We start from the raw sequence: 14,198 nt of genomic DNA on the forward strand, positions 1-14,198 counted from the left end.
CAGGATCCCGGACCAAGGACCGCTGCCGTGCCCCGGAAGAAAACGCGAACGTTCCGCGACCCGAGGGATTCCCAAAGGAATCCGGATCGGCCACTTTGCGCGGATGTCACCTTGCGTCGCCGGCCATTGACCCGTCCCGCCCCGTCCCTGCGGTCGCACCAGCGCACGCTGATGGCCCTGGTCGCGGCCGTTGCGGCCGGGGAGGCGGCGCATATCCAGGACATCCTGGCGGCGGTGACGCCGGGCGGCGGCAAGTCGCTGCTGCCGGTGATCGCCGCGCACCGGCTGATTGCCGCAGGTCTGGTCGAGCGCGTGGTCTGGGTGGTGCCCCGGGATTCGCTGCGCCTCCAGGCCGAGGAGGCCTTTGCCGATCCGCTCTGGCGGGCGGCCTTCGGGCATACGCTCAGCGTGCGTGCGGCCGACAACGAGCGCGATCCCGCCCGGGGATTGTCCGGCTACATCACCACCTATCAGGCCATCGCCGCCGCCCCTGCCCTCCATCTGGCCGAGGCACGGGCGCACCGCACCCTCCTGGTGATCGACGAGGTTCATCACCTCCCGGCTCCCGCACGGCCGGGAGCGGACGAGGCCTCCACCGAGGATGCGGAGGCCGGGGCGTGGTCTCGGGCGATGCTGCCCGTGATGGAGGCGTCCACGTTCCGCCTCTATCTATCCGGGACGCTGGAACGGGCCGACGGGCGGCGCATCCTCGGGCTGCCCTACCGCCCGGCCGCACCGGGGCGCGGGCCCGAACTCGATCTCGACGCCCCGGGGCTTGCGGTGATCGGCTATTCCCGGGCACAGGCGCTCGCCGAGCGGGCGGTGCTGCCGGTCACCTTCGGGGCCATCGACGGCGAGGCGAGCTGGCTGGAGGGCGGCCGGATCGCGGGGGACAGCCCCCGGGTCGGGCCGCACCGGCTGGGGGCCGGATCGGTGCGGGTCACCACCCGCCCGGCTCTGTTCACGGCCCTGCGCACCGGCTTCGCCCGCGATCTCCTGAGCGAGGCGTTTTTCGCCACGAAACGCCTGCGCGCCCGGCGCCGCGCCGAGCGTTGCCTTCCCCCCGGCGAGACCGCGCGCGGGCTCGGCAAGCTCCTCGTGGTGGCGCCGGATCAGTCGAGCGCGCGCGCCTATCTCGAAACCCTACGGAGCTGGATGCCCGCGGATCAGGGCGCGCGCGACGTCCGCCTTGCCACCTCCGGCCAGGGGGATGCCCATGCGGCGCTCGCCGCGTTCCGCCTGACCCCGGAGCCGGCGGTGCTCGTGACGGTGGCGATGGCCTACGAGGGGCTCGACGCCCCCGAGGTCGCGGTGGTGGCGGCGCTCACCCATATCCGCTCGCGGCCCTGGCTGGAGCAGATGCTCGCCCGGGCCACCCGGGTCGATCCGCATGCGGGGCCCTATGACGGACAGCAGGCGCTGGTCTTCCACCCCGACGACCCGCTCTTCGCCCGATTCCGCCAGGAACTCGAGACCGAGCAGGGCAGCAGCGTGCGGCCGCGGCGGGAGCGGCCGGCGAGCGCCGTCGTGCCCGAGCGGACCCGGTGGCGGGACGACGAGCCCGCCGGGATCACGCCCCTGGAGAGCAATGCGATCGGGCTCCGTTACGCCCTGCTGCGCCCGCGCCTCGCCGAGCCGTCTCCCGTGGCGCCGCCGCCTGAGCCGCCATCCGTCACCGAGCGGACCCTGAGACAGAGGCTTGCCGCCGGGGTGGCGGCCCAGGCCGTGGAGGACGAGGCGTCCCTCCGGGTGCCCCGGGGCGGCAACCTCGCGCATCGCTACAACGCCGTGCTGAAGCGCGTGCTCGGCAAGGGCCGCGCGACCATGACCCTGCCCGAGCTGGAGGCGGCGCTCGGCTGGCTTGAACGCAACCGCCTGTCGGACCATCTCGACTGCCTCGACGGCGATGCCCGCTACGCGTGGTCCGCCCGCCAGCGTCGGGGCCGTTGGCCGACGGAGCGCGCCGCCGGCCGCTGAGCTGTCGCGGGGCGCCAGGAGAGCACCATGCCCGAAACCCTGCCCGCGGCCTTCACGGCGGCCCTGAGCGAGGCTGCGCCCCCGGCGGCTTGGCCGGCACCGCTGGCGGCCCTCTGGTGGCTCGCGAGGGATCCCTCCGGACCCAATTCGACCGGCTGGGCGCAAGCGCACGGCCTCGTGCAGGACGCGCCCGGCTGCGCAGCGGCTTGGGTCCACGCCCATCTCCACCGTATCGAGGGCGATTCGGGCAATGCGCGCTACTGGTACGGGCGCGCCGGCCGCGAGGAGCCGCGTGGAACCGTCGGCGCCGAGTACGCCACGATCGTCTCGGCGCTCCTCGATCGGCTCTAAATCCCAGTTTTGTGAGGGATCGAAATCCGGTCTGCTGTCGTTCCTGGCGGCACCCATCCGCTCGACCATCAATGACGGACGCTGAAACGTCTATCGAACCGACGACATGTTATTTCGTGCGATCGTCAAATCGGCCCCGCGAATGACAAAAATTTCACGGTTGCAGCCGCGTGATAGCTGCAACTTCAGATTATCGGCTTGAAGCCCAGAGAACGTTCCCGTAGCCTGCCTCCGGCAATTGTCTTAACCTAAATTGACTACGCTGTTCTCTGGCTCGCATAAGTGCGAAAACTGATTATACCGGAGCGCATGGTGTTTGGATTCAGGGGAGAAAGCTGGCCATCGTGATGAGCTTGATGTGTTTGATTGGCAGCGTGACCCTCGCACGCATTTCCCTTGAGGATCCTGCCCGCAACGCGGCGCTGGAGCGCTGGAGCGGGGTGTGCCTCGTGCTCGGCCTGAGCCTACTCGGCGTCGCGCTCCATCGCGCCCACGGTTAGGATCCGCGTGGCGGTGGCCGAGTCGGTGCCGAGCTGTCGGGTCGTGTCGGAACGCCGAGCTGGAACCGCCCGTTAAACGCCCGCCCGGCACGTCAGGCCAGGCCGTATCATCGGAGCGGACTTATGAGCCTCCTCGGCAGCATCGTCGGCAAGATCCTCCACCCGTTCGGCGGCGGGACCGCGGATGCCGCGCCGTCACCGACGGCGGGTTCGGGCGGCCCGGCCAGTTCGAGCACCCCGTCAGCACCCTCCACCTCTGGATCCACCGGCGGCGAGCCCGTGGATGTCGAGGCGGTGCTGACCAGCCTCGCCGAAAAGACCCCGCAGAAGCTCGACTGGCGCCACTCGATCGTGGACCTGATGAAGCTGCTCGGCCTCGATTCCGGCCTCGCCTCGCGCAAGCAGCTCGCCGACGAGTTGCACTACACCGGCGACAAGGACGATTCGGCCACGATGAATATCTGGCTGCACAAGCAGGTGATGCAGAAGCTCGCCGAGAACGGCGGCAAGGTTCCGGATGATCTGAAGCACTAGGACGCAGAGCGGGGAGCCGGCGCGCCGGCTCCCAACTCAGCGCCCGGTCCGGACGCGGGTCCAGAGCCGGGTGACGAAGCGCTGCGTGCGATCGTCCCAGGCGGTATTGGTGGAGAGGCGCTGCATTGTCGCCTCGTCCGGGTAAATGCCGGGATTGTTCAGAATTTCGGGCTTCACGAACTTCTTGGCCGCGAGATTGCCGCTGGCGTACGAGACGAAATCGGTGTTGGCCGCCGCCACCTCGGGACGCATCATGTAGTCGATGAAGGCCAGCGCCTCGGCGGGGTGGGCCGCATCCTTCGGGATCGCGAAGGTGTCGAACCACATCAGCGCGCCTTCCTTCGGCACCACGTAAGCGATGTCGATCCCGTTCTTGGCCTCCTCGGCCCGGCGTTTGGCCTGCATCACGTCGCCCGAATAGCCGACCGCCACGCAGATATCGCCGTTGGCGAGGGCCTGGATGTACTCCGAGGAATGAAACTTCCGCACGGAGCCGCGCACCTTGTAGAGGGCGTCGGTCACCAGGGTGATGTCGTCCCAGCGTTTTGAATCGGCTTTGGCGCCGAAGGCCGGGAGCATGCTGGGAATCAGATCCTCGGGACTGTCGAGCATCATGATCCCGCATTCCTTCAACTTGTTGGCCGAGGCGGGATTGAGGACGAGGCTCCAGGAATTCACCGCGGTGTTGGCACCGAGGCGCTCGCGCAATGCGGCGACGTTGTAGCCGATCCCGGTGGTGCCCCACATGTAGTCGATGGCGTAGGTGTTGCCGGGATCGTAGGCGGCGAGCCGGTTCGTGACCTCCGGCCAGAGATTGCCGAGGTTCTTCAGCTTGGACTTGTCGAGCGGCAGGAAGGCGCCGGCCCGGATCAGCCGCTGCAGGTAGGGCCCGGAGGGTACGACGAGGTCGTAGCCCGAACGGCCGGCGAGCAGCTTGGTCTCCAGGATCTCGTTGTTGTCATAGGTGTCGTAGACGACCTTGATGCCGGTCTCGCGGGTGAAGGCTTCGAGCACCTGCGGGTCGATATAGTCCGACCAGTTGTAGATGTTGAGGACCCGCTCCTCCGCGGCCGGCGCCGACCGCGCCAGGGAGAGGGCTGCCAGGAGCCCACCCGCGAGGGCAACCGCCAGGACGGAGCGGCGGGGGCTCTTCACCGGCTCCTCGCGGCCACGACCACGATCTCGACGAGGTATTCGGGCGCGGCGAGCTTGGCTTCGACGGTGGCGCGGGCCGGTGGGTTCTCCGAAGAGACCCAGGCATCCCAGGCCGCGTTCATCTCCGCGAAGGTCGCGATGTCGGCGAGATAGACGGTGGCCGAGAGGATGCGCTCCTTGTCGCTGCCCGCCGCAGCCAGCAGCCGGTCGATCTCGGACAGGATCTGCTGGGTTTGGATCGTCACCCCGGTCCCGACCGTGTCGGACGCGACCTGCCCGGCGAGGTAGACCATGTCGCCGAAGGTGACGGCCTGCGCCATGCGCTTGCCCGGCTCGATCCGCTGAATGTCCATACTGGTCTCCACACCCTCAAGAACGGGCGTATCTGCCGCCGCAGCGGGTCCGCCGTAAAGGCCGGCGCGTCCGCGCGTCGCGGGAACCTGAGGAAAATCGTCATCGCGGTGCAGGGTGCGAGCAACCGTCGCGGGTCCCAAAGCGTTCTGCCGGCATCGACAAACAAGCACTGGGGTGTGTCATGGGTATCCTCTGGACCATTATCATCGGGTTCCTCGCCGGCGTCATCGCCAAGTTCATCATGCCAGGCCCGAACGAGCCGGCCGGCTTCATCCTGACAACGATTCTCGGCATCGTCGGCGCCTTCGTGGCGACCTTCCTGGGCCAGGCCATCGGCTGGTACGGACCGAACCAGGGCGCAGGCTTCATCGGCGCCATCGTGGGCGCCGTGGTGGTGCTGTTCATCTACGGCCTGATCGCGAGCCGCCGCACCACGACTTACTGATCCCTCCGGCACATCCGGAAATGACGAGGGGCGCCCCCCGGGGGGCGCCCCTTTTGTTTTGCGGGCCCCTCGGCCTGCAGGCTCAGAGGTGCTCGGAGGCGGCCTTCACGGCGCAGTGGCCCGTGGCGCCGCGCACGGCCAGGCCGACGCCGACGACGAGGGCCAGCAGGCTCAGGAGCTTGTTGGGCCGGGGCTGCGCCGCTGCCGCCGCGATGCCGAGGCCCAGCGCCACCGAGACGGCCCGCTCCGTGGTGGACAGGTTCTGCTGTCCGCTGAAGATGTCGTGCATCATGTCGTTGGCCATGCGTGGTCTCCGGTTGGGAAGTGGCCGGGGAACGCGGCATCCGGCGCCCCGTTCCCAGCTGAAGGGCTGGAACGGCCTCCCATGCCGACATGAAAAAGGCGCGGCCCCGAAGGACCGCGCCTGTCTTGGATGTTTCGCACCGACCGGAGTCGGCGCGCCTTCTCAGCCTTACTCGCCCGCCTCGCGGCGGCGCTCGCCGCGGTGGCGGCCACCCTCGCGGGGCTCACGCGGCTCGTCGCCGCGCTCGGCCCGGTCGGCGTCGCGCTGGGCCTTCACCTTCTCGGTGATGTCCTCGCCGGTCTCCTGATCGACCACCTTCATGGACAGACGGATCTTGCCGCGGTCGTCCTGACCGAGGAACTTCACCTTGACCTTGTCGCCTTCCTTGACGACGTCCGTCACCTTGGCGACGCGGTTCGCGGCGAGTTCCGAGATGTGGACGAGGCCGTCCTTGGCGCCGAAGAAGTTCACGAAGGCGCCGAACTCCATGCACTTCACGATCGTGCCATCGTAGATCACGCCGACCTCCGGCTCCGCCACGATCGAGCGGATCCAGTTGTAGGCCGCCTTGATCGCCTTGCCGTCGGCCGAGGCGATCTTCACGACGCCCGTGTCCTCGATGTTGATCTTGGCGCCGGTCTTCTCGACGATCTCGCGGATCACCTTGCCGCCCGTGCCGATCACGTCGCGGATCTTGTCGGTCGGGATCTGCATCGTCTCGATGCGCGGCGCGTACTCGCCGAGCTCCGGACGGGCGGCGGTCAGGGCCTTGGCCATCTCGGCGAGGATGTGGGCGCGCCCGTCCTTGGCCTGGTCGAGGGCGACCCGCATGATCTCCTCGGTGATGCCGGCGATCTTGATGTCCATCTGGAGCGAGGTCACGCCCTCGTCCGTGCCGGCCACCTTGAAGTCCATGTCGCCGAGGTGATCCTCGTCGCCCAGGATGTCGGACAGGACCGCGAAGCGCTCACCCTCGAGGATGAGGCCCATGGCGATACCGGCCACCGGACGACGCAGGGGCACGCCGGCATCCATCAGCGACAGAGAGCCGCCGCAGACCGAGGCCATCGAGGACGAGCCGTTGGACTCGGTGATCTCCGACACGACGCGGATCGTATAGGGGAACTCGTGGGCCGGCGGCAGGACCGGGCGGATCGCCCGCCACGCCAGCTTGCCGTGGCCGATCTCGCGACGGCCCGGGGAGCCCATCCGGCCGGTCTCGCCGACGCTATAGGGAGGGAAGTTGTAGTGGAGCAGGAAGCGCTCCTTGTAGGTGCCGTCGAGCGAGTCGATGAACTGCTCGTCCTCGCCGGTGCCGAGGGTAGCGACCACGAGGGCCTGGGTCTCGCCGCGGGTGAACAGCGACGAGCCGTGGGCACGCGGCAGGACGCCGACCTCGGATACGATCGGGCGGACCGTCTTCAGGTCGCGGCCGTCGATGCGGGAGCCGGTGTCGAGCACGTTCCAGCGCACGACCTTCGATTGCGCCTCCTTGAAGGCGGCCTTGACCTTCTCGGCCGGGTACTTCTCGGCGCCCTCGGGGCAGAGGGCGGCCATCACCTTCGCCTTCACGGCGTCGACGGCGGCGTAGCGCTCCTGCTTGACGGTCTTGGTGTAGGCGGCGCGCAGTTCGGTCTCGCAGACCTCCAGCACGGCCTTCTCGACCTCACCGTTCTCGGGCGCCTGGAAGTTGCGCGGCTCCTTGGCGGCCTTCTCGGCGAGGCGGATGATCGCCTCGATCACCGGCTGGAAATGCTTGTGGCCGAACATCACGGCGCCGAGCATCACGTCCTCGGACAGCTCCTTGGCCTCCGACTCGACCATCAGCACCGCGTCCTGCGTGCCGGCAACGACGAGGTCGAGGCTGGATTCTTCCTTGGTTTCGGTGACCAGCGGGTTCAGCCGGTAGCCGCCGTTAATGTAGCCGACGCGGGCGCTGCCGATCGGACCCATGAACGGCACGCCCGAGAGGGTCAGGGCCGCGGAGGCCGCGACCATCGCGACGATATCGGGATCGTTCTCAAGGTCGTGGGTCAGGACGGTGACGACGACCTGCGTGTCGTTGCGCCAGCCCTCGACGAAGAGCGGGCGGATCGGGCGGTCGATCAGGCGGGAGACCAGGGTCTCCTTCTCGGAGGGCCGGCCCTCGCGCTTGAAATAACCGCCCGGGATGCGGCCGGCCGCGTAGGCCCGCTCCTGGTAGTTCACGGTGAGCGGCATGAAGTCGATGCCGGGCTTCGGCTCCTTCGTGGCGACCACGGTGGCGAGCACCGAGGTCTCACCGTAGGTAGCGACCACGGCGCCGTCGGCCTGACGGGCGACCTTGCCGGTCTCGAGGACGAGCTTGCGGTCGCCCCACATCAGCTCTTCGCGTTGAACGTCGAACATTCTCAATCTCTTCCTTGCCTGCGGCGGGCGTCGGCCCGGTGCCGCCGGGGGCAAGACGGCGAGACACTCCGGGTGGAAGTGTCTCGCGATCCTGCCCCGATGCCGGCACCTCGAAGCGGCCCGCTTGTGGGGAGGCCGGACCCATTCCGGCAGCCCGCGATGGTGAAACGCGGCCCCGGGCCGGGCCCGGAACCGCGCGATAGTCGCCTTAGCGGCGGATGCCGAGACGCTCGATGAGGGCGCGGTAGCGGGCCTCGTCCTTGCGCTTGACGTAGTCGAGCAGCGAGCGGCGCTGCGAGACCATCTTCAGCAGGCCGCGCCGGGAATGGTTGTCCTTGGCGTGGGTCTTGAAGTGGCCGGTGAGGTTGGAGATCCGCTCGGTCAGGATCGCCACCTGGACCTCGGGGGAGCCGGTGTCCTTGGCGTCCTTGCGGTGTTCCTTGATGAGCGCGGTCTTGCGCTCTGCCGTGATCGACATCGCATGCCTTTCGGGTTGTGCTGATCGGATGCGGCGCCCCGTATCGGGCGCGCGCAGGCTCGGCGTTCGGCCGGTGCCGGGATGTCGTCCAGCACGGTCACAGCGCCAAGCGGCTCAAGCCCCGCCCGGAAACCCAGGTCGAGGCCGCGCGATCCATACACGAAACCGCCGGTTATGCCAGCCCTGCGACGAAGCGGCCGGCGGACGGCCGCGCCTCCGAGGCAGGACGATCCACGCATCGGCGCAGGTTCGGGCAACACGAGCGTTGACACCCGGCCCACCCCTCACCATAAGGGCGCCGCGGGCGAAACACCCGCCTTGGGGGAATGTCCCGAGCGGCAAAGGGGGCGGACTGTAAATCCGCTGCGTAAGCTTCGTAGGTTCGAGTCCTACTTCCCCCACCAAGTCCTTCCCGATCCTGTCAGCCTTGTTTCGCCAGCGCGGCCTCGATGCGCGCGGCGGCGGCGGCGGAAAAGCCCTTCCCTTCGAGCCCCTGCCCCGCGGCCGCCTGGCCCGTGAGAATGCGGCGCTTGCCCGCCGGCAGGTGCGCCTTGCGCAGCGCGTGCGAATCCCGGTGGCTGGCGTGGGTGATGGCGATCGCGAGCGCGTCGGCGGCGTCGGCCACGCGGAACTCGGCCTTCGGCAGCAGGAAGCGCACCATCGCCTGGATCTGAACCTTCTCGGCGTGGCCGGAGCCCGCCACGGTCTTCTTAATCAGGTTGGCGGCGTATTCGAACACCGGCAGCCCGGCGAGCGCCGGCACCACCAACGCCATGGCGCGGGCGTGACCCAGCTTCAGCGTCGCCTGCGCGTCCTTGTTGACGAAGGTTTCTTCCACCGCGACCTCGTCGGGCTGCTGGTTCTCAACGACGCGCCCGATTCCCTCGAACAGCTCGCGCAGCCGCAGGGCCAGGGGCAGATCGCCGTCCGAAGTGACGATTCCGCAGGCGCCGTAGGTGAGCTTGGTGCCCTGTGCGGTGATCAGGCCCCAGCCGGTGCGACGGAGGCCGGGATCGATCCCGAGGATGCGGACGGGGCTGGTCATGATGCTCCACAGCTCGACGAACGGCCCGAGGCTGCCGTACGTATCGTGAACGCCTGGTTTCACCAAGGCACGGACCCCGGAGGACGATGATGAGCGTGCAGACCCCGATCAGCCGCTTCCCGGTGCCGGACCTCGCCGCCCTGCCGGAGGACCTGCGGGCCCGTATCGCCGCCGTGCAGGAGAAGGCGGGCTTCGTGCCCAACATCTTCCTGGCGCTGGCTCACCGCCCGGAGGAGTTCCGCGCCTTCATGGCCTATCACGACGCGCTCATGGACCGGCCCGGCGGTCTGACCAAGGCCGAGCGCGAGATGATCGTGGTGGCCACCAGCGCGGCGAACGACTGCCTCTACTGCGTCGTCGCCCATGGGGCGATCCTGCGGGTGCGCGCCAAGGATCCCCGCATCGCCGACCAGATCGCGGTCAATCATGCCAAGGCCGACATCACCCCGCGCCAGCGCGCCATGCTGGATTTCGCGGTCAAGGTGGCGACCCGCTCCCAGGCCGTCGGGGCGGAGGATCACGCCGCGCTGGCAGGGCATGGGTTCAGCCCGGACGATATCTGGGACATCGCAGCAATCACCGCGCTCTTCGCCCTGTCGAATCGGCTCGCCAGCGTCTCGGATCTGCGCCCCAACGACGAATTCTACGCGCTCGGCCGCTGAGCGCGGCGCATCAACGGCGGCCGAGCAGGATGACCGCCGTCCCGGCTAAGCAGATCGCGCTGCCCGCGAGGTCCCACCGGTCCGGCCGCTGGCTCTCCGCCAGCCACAGCCACAGAACGGACCCGGCGACGTAGACCCCGCCATAGGCGGCGAAGGCTCGCCCGGCTGCCGGATTGTCCACCAGGGTCAGGAGTGCGGCGAAGGTCGCGAGCGATGCCAGACCGGGCAGCGTCCACCAGGCGGATCGGCCGAGCCGGAGCCAGGCCCAGAACGCGAAACATCCGGCGATTTCCGCCAGGGCGGCGCCGGCATAGGCGAGGAGCGTCATAGCGGAAGTCTGGCACAGGGTCGTATGCGTGGCGAGCGTTCGGATGCCGGGCTCGGACAACGGCGCGTTAAGCCGGCGGCAAGGGTGATCCGGTCGATTGATCGCATGAGCGCGCACGCAACCACCGAAGATCTCCTGCTGTTCCCTGGCGATGCGCGTCTGCGTACTGTCGTCCTCGCCTGGATCGACGGGCTGACGCGCGAGCGGCGGATGTCGCCCAATACCGTCGAGGCCTATGGGCGCGACCTGCGCCAGTTCCTCCACCACCTTGCCGGGCGGCGAGGTACGCCGACGATACCCATGCTGGTCGCCCTGACGGTGCGCGACATCCGCGCGTTCATGGCAGCACGCCGGGCGGACGAAGTTTCCGGACGCTCGCTGATGCGCATGCTGGCGGGCCTCCGGTCCTTCGCGCGCTTCCTCGAACGCGAGGGCTACGGCACGGTCTCGGCGCTCGGCGGCGTCCGCTCACCCAAGGTGCCGCGGCGCCTGCCGCGCCCCCTGCCGGTCGCCGCCGCGGTGGCGCTCACCGGAACAGATGTCCGCGCCGGCGAGGAGCGCGAGCCCTGGGTGCTCGCCCGGGATGCCGCCGTACTGGCGCTCCTCTATGGGGCGGGCCTGCGCATTTCGGAGGCTCTGGGCCTGACGCGCCGGGACGCGCCTCTTCCCGGAGTCGACCAAGTCACCGTGTTGGGCAAGGGCGGCAAGGAGCGCATGGTGCCGATCCTACCCGTGGTGGCGCAGGCGATCGCCGATTACCTTACCGCCTGTCCACTGCCGCTGCCGCCGGAAGGGCCGCTCTTCGTCGGCGCCCGCGGTGGTCCGCTGTCGCCGCGGATCATCCAGTATGCGGTCGCCCGCGCCCGGGGCGCCCTCGGCCTGCCGGACAGCGCCACGCCGCACGCTCTGCGGCACTCCTTCGCCACCCATCTCCTCGCCCGGCAGGGGGAGCTGCGCGCGATCCAGGAACTCCTCGGCCACGCCTCGCTCTCGACCACGCAGCTCTACACCCAGGTCGACGCCGCCCGGCTGATGAGCGCCTACGCAGCCGCACATCCTCGCGCCGGACGCTAATTTAGAACGCTTCGCGTGCAAATATGGTGGGATTCCATTGCCGAAAAGACAAGCACATCTGCTGAACCGGGCGAATAATTATTTTCTTTAAGGGCTTTGTCACGATCTGCCGCCACTCTGACCGGTACAGAACGGGTCGGTTTGGACGGGCGTCATGGAGCTTGATGGGGCGAGGACACCCGCTCGGGTCGTAATCGCGGATTGCGACGCTGGCCGCCGCGCGGAGCTTTCTGAAGTCGTCCGGCGCTTCGACCCTGCGGCCGTGATCGATCATGCGACCTCCGGACAGGCCCTATGCGACATCCTGCTCCGGCACCGCCCCACCCTGGCCTTCGTCGGTCTCCAACTGGAAGATCTGAGCGGACCCGAGGCGGTCGCGGTGGCCCGGCGGGCGAGCGCGGAACCGCCGTGCCTCGTCCTGGTCGCCCACAGGGTGCTGGCGCACTGGCAGGAGATCGCCACGAGCCTCGGCGCCTACGAGGTGCTGAAGACGCCCCTGGACCCGAGCCATATCGAGCAACTGCTCCACGCCGACGCCCGCCGCCGGGCCCCGACCCGCGCACTCCTTGCCTGCTCGTCCCCGGCCGGACGGGCGGCCATCAGCCGCGTCGTGGCGCGGAGCGGCTTCACGATCGAGCTCGACGAGACCGATGACGGCCGCCACGCCCTCAAGCAGCTGAAGCACGCAGCCTACGATTTCGCGTTCATCGACGTGAAGCTCGCCGGCATCGATGGGCTCGAACTCGCCTGCCAGATCCAGCCCCTGGGGCTGGCCACCCGGATCACCCTCCTGACGACTGCCGATCTGGAACCGGTCGCCCAGGCGGGCCGCTATTTCGGCGTCGACGCGGTGCTGCGGATGCCGTTCTACGCCCGCGATATCGACCTCGCCCTGCACAACGCGCTGGGCCTGCGCCGGCCGTATCTCCTGAACGCCCTCACCGCTCCGCCCGCGCCGAGCGCGCTGCTGCGGATTGCGGACCTGCCGAACGCGCGGCGCAAGATCGCCTGATCCTGCGCAAGAATGGACCGAGTCATGGTTTCGAAAGGGCGAGCCCTTTCGCGGGTCCAGGGCAGAGCCCTGGTGATCGTCTGAGGGCTCTGCCCTGAGAACCCGCCAAAGGGCGAAACCCTTCCGAAACCCGCTTCTTAGACGTGGATGGCGCGCTTGTTCACCGCGAGCGCGGCTTCCTTCACGGCCTCGGTCAGCGTCGGGTGTGCGTGGCAGGTGCGGGCGATGTCCTCGGACGAGGCGCCGAACTCCATCGCCACCGCGACCTCGGCGATCAGGTTGCCGGCATCCGCCCCGACGATGTGGACGCCGAGCACCCGGTCGGTCTGGGCATCGGCCAGCACCTTCACGAACCCGTCCGTGGTGCCGTTCGCCTTGGCGCGGCCATTCGCCGTGAACGGGAATTTGCCGGCGTTGTAGGCGATGCCGTCCTTGGTCAGCTCCTCCTCGGTCTTGCCCACCGAGGCGACCTCCGGGAAGGTGTAGACCACGTTCGGGATCACGCCGTAATTCACGTGGCCGGACTGGCCGGCCAGCATCTCGGCCACCGCGACGCCCTCGTCCTCCGCCTTGTGAGCGAGCATCGGGCCGGCGATCACGTCGCCGATGGCGTAGATGCCGGTGACGTTGGTGGCGTAGTGGGAATCGGTCTGGATCCGGCCCTTGTCGTCCCGCTGGACGCCGACCGTGTCGAGGCCTAGGCCCTCGGTGTAGGGGGTCCGGCCGATGCAGACGAGCACCACGTCGGCCTGGAGCGTCTCCGCCTCGCCGCCCGCGGCCGGCTCGACGGTGACGCTGGCGCCGCCCTTCTTGCCGACCTCGACGCCCGTCACCTTGGTGGACAGCTTGAAGGCGATACCCTGCTTGGTCAGGATCCGCTGGAACTGCTTGCCGACCTCGCCGTCCATGCCGGGCAGCACCCGGTCGAGATACTCGACCACCGTCACCTCGGAGCCGAGCCGGCGCCAGACGGAGCCCAGCTCCAGCCCGATCACCCCGGCGCCGATGACGAGGAGCTTCTTCGGCACCCGGTCGAGTTCGAGGGCGCCGGTGGAGGAGACCACGACCTTCTCGTCGATGGTCACGCCCGGCAGCCGCGCCACGTCCGAGCCGGTGGCGATGACGATGCTCTTGGTCTCCAGCATCTGGTTGCCGCCATCCTCGGCGATGACCTCGACGCGGCCCGCGCCGGCGATCCGGCCGGTGCCGTGGAAGGTGTCGACCTTGTTCTTCTTGAGCAGGAACTCGACGCCCTTGGTGTTGCCGGCGACCCCCTCGGCCTTGAAGCTCATCATCTTCTTCAGGTCGAGCTTCGGCGTGCCGACATCGATGCCGAGATCGGCGAAGTGCTTGTTGGCCTCCTCGAAGGCCTCGGAGGCGTGGAGCAGCGCCTTCGATGGGATGCAGCCGACATTGAGGCAGGTGCCGCCATGGGTGGCGCGCTTCTCGACCACGGCGGTGCGCAGGCCGAGCTGCGCCGCGCGGATCGCGCAGACATAGCCGCCGGGGCCGGTGCCGATGACGACGAGATCGTAGGACATGCAGGTTCGCTTCCGGTCAGTCGTGCCGCGTGTGGGACGGGCAGGGAAAG

The 14,198-nt window shown here is 68.8% G+C and carries 16 protein-coding genes and 1 tRNA gene; 9 read left to right on the forward strand and 8 right to left on the reverse strand.

Annotated features, from left to right (window positions below; genetic code table 11):
* The first annotated feature begins 111 nt into the window (after positions 1-111).
* The 4 genes from BLQ49_RS20125 (at position 112) to BLQ49_RS20135 (ending at position 3,362) form a co-directional block, all read left to right on the forward strand.
* The gene (locus tag BLQ49_RS20125) at positions 112-1,977 is read left to right on the forward strand and encodes a DEAD/DEAH box helicase (RefSeq protein WP_244507695.1); all 1,866 of its coding nucleotides are present in this window, start codon (positions 112-114) and stop codon (positions 1,975-1,977) included.
* Between the two features lie 27 nt (positions 1,978-2,004).
* The gene (locus tag BLQ49_RS20130) at positions 2,005-2,328 is read left to right on the forward strand and encodes a hypothetical protein (RefSeq protein ID WP_091718953.1); all 324 of its coding nucleotides are present in this window, start codon (positions 2,005-2,007) and stop codon (positions 2,326-2,328) included.
* A gap of 374 nt (positions 2,329-2,702) precedes the next feature.
* The gene (locus BLQ49_RS30655; RefSeq protein ID WP_280140993.1) at positions 2,703-2,828 is read left to right on the forward strand and encodes a hypothetical protein; all 126 of its coding nucleotides are present in this window, start codon (positions 2,703-2,705) and stop codon (positions 2,826-2,828) included.
* A 123-nt stretch (positions 2,829-2,951) separates the two neighbouring features.
* Entirely contained in the window at positions 2,952-3,362 is a 411-nt protein-coding gene (locus tag BLQ49_RS20135) for a DUF3597 domain-containing protein (protein ID WP_091718956.1), read from the forward strand.
* A gap of 36 nt (positions 3,363-3,398) precedes the next feature.
* Here the strand turns inward: BLQ49_RS20135 and BLQ49_RS20140 are convergent, their stop codons facing one another.
* Entirely contained in the window at positions 3,399-4,517 is a 1,119-nt protein-coding gene (locus BLQ49_RS20140; RefSeq protein WP_425284019.1) for a polyamine ABC transporter substrate-binding protein, read from the reverse strand.
* On the reverse strand, positions 4,514-4,870 hold the full coding sequence (locus BLQ49_RS20145) for a RidA family protein (RefSeq protein WP_091718958.1): 357 nt from the start codon (positions 4,868-4,870) through the stop codon (positions 4,514-4,516). Before BLQ49_RS20145 ends, BLQ49_RS20140 begins: the two co-directional genes overlap by 4 nt.
* A gap of 182 nt (positions 4,871-5,052) precedes the next feature.
* On the opposite strand from BLQ49_RS20145, the gene BLQ49_RS20150 reads away from it, so the two are divergent.
* Positions 5,053-5,316, forward strand: a complete 264-nt coding sequence (locus tag BLQ49_RS20150; protein WP_091718960.1) for a GlsB/YeaQ/YmgE family stress response membrane protein — start codon at positions 5,053-5,055, stop codon at positions 5,314-5,316.
* Between the two features lie 82 nt (positions 5,317-5,398).
* Here BLQ49_RS20150 and BLQ49_RS20155 read toward each other — a convergent pair whose 3' ends face one another.
* From BLQ49_RS20155 to rpsO, 3 genes are all read right to left on the reverse strand, one after another.
* Complete coding sequence (locus BLQ49_RS20155; RefSeq protein ID WP_091718962.1) at positions 5,399-5,620, reverse strand: YgaP-like transmembrane domain; 222 nt, start codon at positions 5,618-5,620, stop codon at positions 5,399-5,401.
* A 168-nt stretch (positions 5,621-5,788) separates the two neighbouring features.
* Positions 5,789-8,008: a polyribonucleotide nucleotidyltransferase gene (pnp, locus tag BLQ49_RS20160; protein ID WP_091718965.1), complete on the reverse strand. Its 2,220-nt coding sequence runs from the start codon at positions 8,006-8,008 to the stop codon at positions 5,789-5,791.
* Between the two features lie 208 nt (positions 8,009-8,216).
* Positions 8,217-8,486 carry a 30S ribosomal protein S15 gene (gene rpsO, locus BLQ49_RS20165; RefSeq protein ID WP_091718967.1) on the reverse strand — a complete coding sequence of 90 codons (270 nt, stop codon included), beginning with the start codon at positions 8,484-8,486 and terminating at the stop codon, positions 8,217-8,219.
* Between the two features lie 320 nt (positions 8,487-8,806).
* Between rpsO and BLQ49_RS20170 the strand changes: the two genes are divergently transcribed.
* A tRNA-Tyr gene (locus BLQ49_RS20170) sits at positions 8,807-8,890 on the forward strand.
* A 17-nt stretch (positions 8,891-8,907) separates the two neighbouring features.
* On the opposite strand, the gene ruvC is transcribed toward BLQ49_RS20170, so the two are convergent.
* Entirely contained in the window at positions 8,908-9,531 is a 624-nt protein-coding gene (gene ruvC, locus BLQ49_RS20175; protein WP_091718969.1) for a crossover junction endodeoxyribonuclease RuvC, read from the reverse strand.
* Between the two features lie 89 nt (positions 9,532-9,620).
* Between ruvC and BLQ49_RS20180 the strand changes: the two genes are divergently transcribed.
* On the forward strand, positions 9,621-10,193 hold the full coding sequence (locus BLQ49_RS20180) for a peroxidase-related enzyme (RefSeq protein ID WP_091719290.1): 573 nt from the start codon (positions 9,621-9,623) through the stop codon (positions 10,191-10,193).
* A gap of 10 nt (positions 10,194-10,203) precedes the next feature.
* Here BLQ49_RS20180 and BLQ49_RS20185 read toward each other — a convergent pair whose 3' ends face one another.
* Entirely contained in the window at positions 10,204-10,521 is a 318-nt protein-coding gene (locus BLQ49_RS20185; protein WP_091718971.1) for a YnfA family protein, read from the reverse strand.
* A 105-nt stretch (positions 10,522-10,626) separates the two neighbouring features.
* Here BLQ49_RS20185 and BLQ49_RS20190 point away from each other — a divergent pair, with 105 nt between their 5' ends.
* A complete protein-coding gene (locus tag BLQ49_RS20190) occupies positions 10,627-11,595 on the forward strand; it encodes a tyrosine recombinase XerC (protein WP_091718972.1) in 969 nt (322 codons plus the stop codon).
* 262 nt (positions 11,596-11,857) lie between these two features.
* Entirely contained in the window at positions 11,858-12,607 is a 750-nt protein-coding gene (locus BLQ49_RS20195) for a response regulator (protein ID WP_244507696.1), read from the forward strand.
* Positions 12,608-12,744: 137 nt separating this feature from the next.
* Here BLQ49_RS20195 and lpdA read toward each other — a convergent pair whose 3' ends face one another.
* Complete coding sequence (gene lpdA / locus BLQ49_RS20200) at positions 12,745-14,148, reverse strand: dihydrolipoyl dehydrogenase (RefSeq protein ID WP_091718976.1); 1,404 nt, start codon at positions 14,146-14,148, stop codon at positions 12,745-12,747.
* Positions 14,149-14,198 lie beyond the last annotated feature (50 nt).

The sequence above is a fragment of the Methylobacterium phyllostachyos genome (assembly GCF_900103445.1).
In the GTDB taxonomy this organism is placed as follows: domain Bacteria; phylum Pseudomonadota; class Alphaproteobacteria; order Rhizobiales; family Beijerinckiaceae; genus Methylobacterium; species Methylobacterium phyllostachyos.

Coding starts and splice junctions, on each gene's coding strand:
- BLQ49_RS20130 (WP_091718953.1), top strand. CDS start 2,005: ATGCCCGAAACCCTGCCCGCGGCCTTCACGGCGGCCCTGAGCGAGGCT.
- BLQ49_RS20135 (WP_091718956.1), top strand. CDS start 2,952: ATGAGCCTCCTCGGCAGCATCGTCGGCAAGATCCTCCACCCGTTCGGC.
- BLQ49_RS20145 (WP_091718958.1), bottom strand. CDS start 4,870: ATGGACATTCAGCGGATCGAGCCGGGCAAGCGCATGGCGCAGGCCGTC.
- BLQ49_RS20150 (WP_091718960.1), top strand. CDS start 5,053: ATGGGTATCCTCTGGACCATTATCATCGGGTTCCTCGCCGGCGTCATC.
- BLQ49_RS20155 (WP_091718962.1), bottom strand. CDS start 5,620: ATGGCCAACGACATGATGCACGACATCTTCAGCGGACAGCAGAACCTG.
- pnp (WP_091718965.1), bottom strand. CDS start 8,008: ATGTTCGACGTTCAACGCGAAGAGCTGATGTGGGGCGACCGCAAGCTC.
- rpsO (WP_091718967.1), bottom strand. CDS start 8,486: ATGTCGATCACGGCAGAGCGCAAGACCGCGCTCATCAAGGAACACCGC.
- ruvC (WP_091718969.1), bottom strand. CDS start 9,531: ATGACCAGCCCCGTCCGCATCCTCGGGATCGATCCCGGCCTCCGTCGC.
- BLQ49_RS20180 (WP_091719290.1), top strand. CDS start 9,621: ATGAGCGTGCAGACCCCGATCAGCCGCTTCCCGGTGCCGGACCTCGCC.
- BLQ49_RS20185 (WP_091718971.1), bottom strand. CDS start 10,521: ATGACGCTCCTCGCCTATGCCGGCGCCGCCCTGGCGGAAATCGCCGGA.
- BLQ49_RS20190 (WP_091718972.1), top strand. CDS start 10,627: ATGAGCGCGCACGCAACCACCGAAGATCTCCTGCTGTTCCCTGGCGAT.
- lpdA (WP_091718976.1), bottom strand. CDS start 14,148: ATGTCCTACGATCTCGTCGTCATCGGCACCGGCCCCGGCGGCTATGTC.